Raw genomic sequence first — 3,384 nt, forward strand, 5'->3', positions numbered from 1 at the left:
GCGTGCGGCACGTCCTTGATGTCGTACTCGCCGCCGTAGCCGACCGTCTCGCCGTTCATCCGGGTCACCCGCAGCCGCTCGCTGATGACCATCTGCCCGTTCCACGTCTCGTAGCCGGGCTTGCCGGTGGTCACCGGGATCTTCTTGATGACCTTGCCGTCGCGCTCGACGGTCATCATGTGCTTCTTCGCGTCGACCGTGGAGACCTGGCTGCGGCCGATCGTGAACTTCACGGTCCGCACCTGCTTGCCGTAGACGCCGTCCCGTCCCTCGACACCGTCCAGGTTCATCTTCACGGTGACCTCGGTGCCCGCCGCCCAGTACTTCTCGGGGCGGAAGTCGAGCCGGTCGTTGCCGAACCAGTGGCCCTCGACGTCCACGGCCGGCTTCGTCGTGATCGAGATCGCCTTCTCGACGTCCTCGGGATGCGTGATGCCCCGCGTGAACCGCACGGAGAACGGCATGCCGACGCCGACCTTCGAACCGTCCTCCGGCGTGAACGTGCCGACGAAGGTGTTCTTCGGGGTGAGCGTCGTGAAGGACGAGTCCTTGGCCGACGCACGGCCCGCCGAGTCCTTCGCCACCGCGTGGACCTTGTACTTGGTCGACGCGGCCAGGTGGTGCGCCGGCGTCCAGCTGGTGCCGCTGTCGGTGAGCTTGCCCTCGACCGGGTTGCCCTTGCTGTCGGCGACCTTCACCTCGGTCAGCTTGCCCTTGTCCGCGGAGACCTTCAGCGCCCCGCTGGTGGCCACGTCGCCCGCGCCGTCCTTCGGCGCCACCGTCACGACCGCCTGCGACGGCTTGTTCGCCTCGGCCTTGTCGGATTTACCCTTGCCGTCCTGCCCCGCGTCCGAACCGCCTCCGCCACCGCACGCGGTGACCAGCAGCAGTGCCGCCCCCAGCAGAGCCACCGATATCGGTCGTCGCCGCCCGTTCAAGATTCTTCTCTCCCCTCGCACGGCCTCGGTCACAAGGCCCGCACTCCCGCGCGTCCCTGCGCGCTCTGGCGCAAGACAACCACACGACCTGGGGAAACGGATCCCCGTCTTATGTCACCATTCGGTCCCAACAGGTCGTGGGCTCCCCGCCCTCACGTCTGACTCACTTCTTCCCGGCGCGCGGCGCTCATGAACGCGCCGACCCCGCCTTCCACTTGGTCCAGTCCAGGTTCCATCCGCCCAGGCCGTTGTCCGGCGCCACCTGCTTGTCCGCGCTCCCCCGCACCTCGACGACGTCGCCGACGAGCGTGCGGTCGAAGAACCAGCCTGCGGGGGTGGTCGCGCCGCCGCCCTTGACGTCCCGCAGCCCGACGCAGCCGTGACTGACGTTGCTCTTCCCGAAGACGCCCCGCGACCAGTAGTTGCCGTGCAGGAAGGTGCCGGACTCGGTGAGCCGAACGGCGTGCGGCACGTCCGGGATGTCGTACTCGCCGCCGAAGCCGACCGTGCGGCTGTTCATGCGGGTGACCTCGAGCATCTCGGTCACCACCATCTTCCCGTTGTACGTCGTCGAGCGCGGCGCCCCCGCCGTGACGGGCAGGGTGTCGACGAGCCGCCCGTCCCGGCGCACCTGCATCGTGTGCTTCTTCGCGTCGACCAGGCTGACCTGGCTGCGGCCGACGGTGAACGAGAACGTCTTGCGCTGCAGCCCGTACACGCCGGGCGCGCCCTCGACGTCGCGCAGGTCGAGCGAGACGGTGACCCGGGTGCCGGGCTTCCAGTACCTCTCGGGGCGGAAGTCGAGCCGGGTCCGACCGAACCAGTGCGGGGCGACCTCGACGGCCGGACGTGCGGTGACCGAGACCGCCTTCTCGACGGCCGCGCGGTTCTCGACGTCCCGGTTGAACTCCAGCTTCACGATCATGCCGGTGCCGACCGTGGCGCGGTTCTCGGGCGTGACGTAGCCGATGAACCGCTCGTCGGGCACGGCCGTCGTGAACGTCGTGTGCCGGGCCGAGCGGCGTCCCGCGTCGTCCACCGCGACCGCGTCGACGGTGTACTTCGCGGCGAGGGAGAGCCGGCCGCCGCCCGCACCCGTGGGGCGCCAGCGGGTGCCGCCGTCCTCGATCCGGCCGGGTACCGGTTCGTCCTGGGCGTCCTGGGTCCGGACCACCTTGACCGACTGGAGGCGGCCCTCGGGGACCTCGACCCGCAGCGGCTCGTCCGTGCTCACCCCCTTCCGCGCGTCGGCCGGCGTCACCCGGATCAGGTCCCGGGGCGAGCGCGGCTTGCCGAGCTCCTCGTCCGCCGCGTCGCAACCGGCGAAGATCAGTACGGCGGCCAGGGCCGCTCCCGCGCGCCGCGCGCGCCTCACAGCTGTTCTCACGCCAGCCCCAACGACCGGCACCCGGCCGGGGAAACGTGCGTGCGACCCGCCAGGCTCTGGGCAGAACTCTGAGAAGGCCCACGAGCCGCGGGAGGCTGACCGGTGGCGAGCGCACCCGAGCAGGAGACGGCGCGGGTCCCCGTGCCCCGCCGTACCGCACGCGGCGGCCCCCCGCCGGTGGAACCGATGTGGCCGGGGACGCCCGCACCGCTCGGCGCCCGGTACCGGGTCGGACCCGACGGGGTGGCCGGGACGAACTTCGCGCTGTGGGCGGGCGGCGCCGAGTCCGTCGACCTGTGCCTGTTCGACGCGGACGGCCGTGAACGGCGCTCCCCGCTCGCCGAGTCGACGCACGAGATCTGGCACGGATTCGTGCCCGGCGTCCTGCCCGGACAGCGCTACGGCTACCGGGTGCACGGGCGCTGGGACCCGTGGACCGGCGCCCGCTGGAACCCGGCCAAGCTGCTCCTCGACCCGTACGCCCGGGCCGTGGACGGCGTCCTGGGCGCGGAGCGCGGCGCACTGCCCGCGGCGGTCTACGGGCATGTGCGGGACTGGCCCGAGCAGCACGTCGCCGACACCGTGCGCGACGAGCGGGACTCGGCGCCGTACGTGCCCAAAGGGGTCGTCGTGCACGACGACGGGCCCGACGACCTGTGGGCCGACGACCACCGGCCGAAGACGCCCTGGGCGGACTCGGTCATCTACGAACTGCACGTGCGCGGCTTCACCCGCCGCCACCCCGGTGTCCCCGAGGAGCTGCGCGGCACGTACGCGGGGCTCGCGCACCCGGCGGCGATCGGCCACCTGGAGCGGCTCGGGGTGACGGCGGTGGAGCTGCTGCCGGTGCACCAGTTCGCCGACGAGGACCACCTGCTGCGGCGCGGGCTGCGCAACTACTGGGGCTACAACTCCGTCGGCTACTTCGCCCCGCACGCCGCGTACGCCGCGTCCGGCACCGGCGGGCAGCAGGTCGGTGAGTTCCGGCGGATGGTGCGGGCGCTGCACGACGCGGGCATCGAGGTGATCCTCGACGTCGTCTACAACCACACGGCGGAG

General features: G+C 71.7%; 3 protein-coding genes. 1 reads left to right on the forward strand and 2 read right to left on the reverse strand.

Annotated elements, in window-relative coordinates:
• Both GTW43_RS04430 and GTW43_RS04435 read right to left on the reverse strand, forming a co-directional pair.
• Window positions 1-917: Ig-like domain-containing protein (locus GTW43_RS04430; protein ID WP_343245901.1), on the reverse strand; the 917-nt coding region annotated here is incomplete at its 3' end.
• Between the two features lie 208 nt (window positions 918-1,125).
• Window positions 1,126-2,325, reverse strand: coding sequence for an Ig-like domain-containing protein (locus GTW43_RS04435; RefSeq protein ID WP_161300302.1), 1,200 nt, complete (start codon window positions 2,323-2,325; stop codon window positions 1,126-1,128).
• 186 nt (window positions 2,326-2,511) lie between these two features.
• Between GTW43_RS04435 and GTW43_RS04440 the strand changes: the two genes are divergently transcribed.
• Window positions 2,512-3,384, forward strand: an 873-nt coding sequence (locus GTW43_RS04440) for an alpha-amylase family glycosyl hydrolase (protein ID WP_237536402.1), incomplete at its 3' end; no start/stop codon positions are given.

The organism is Streptomyces sp. SID5785, from assembly GCF_009870065.1.
Taxonomy (GTDB): domain Bacteria; phylum Actinomycetota; class Actinomycetes; order Streptomycetales; family Streptomycetaceae; genus Streptomyces.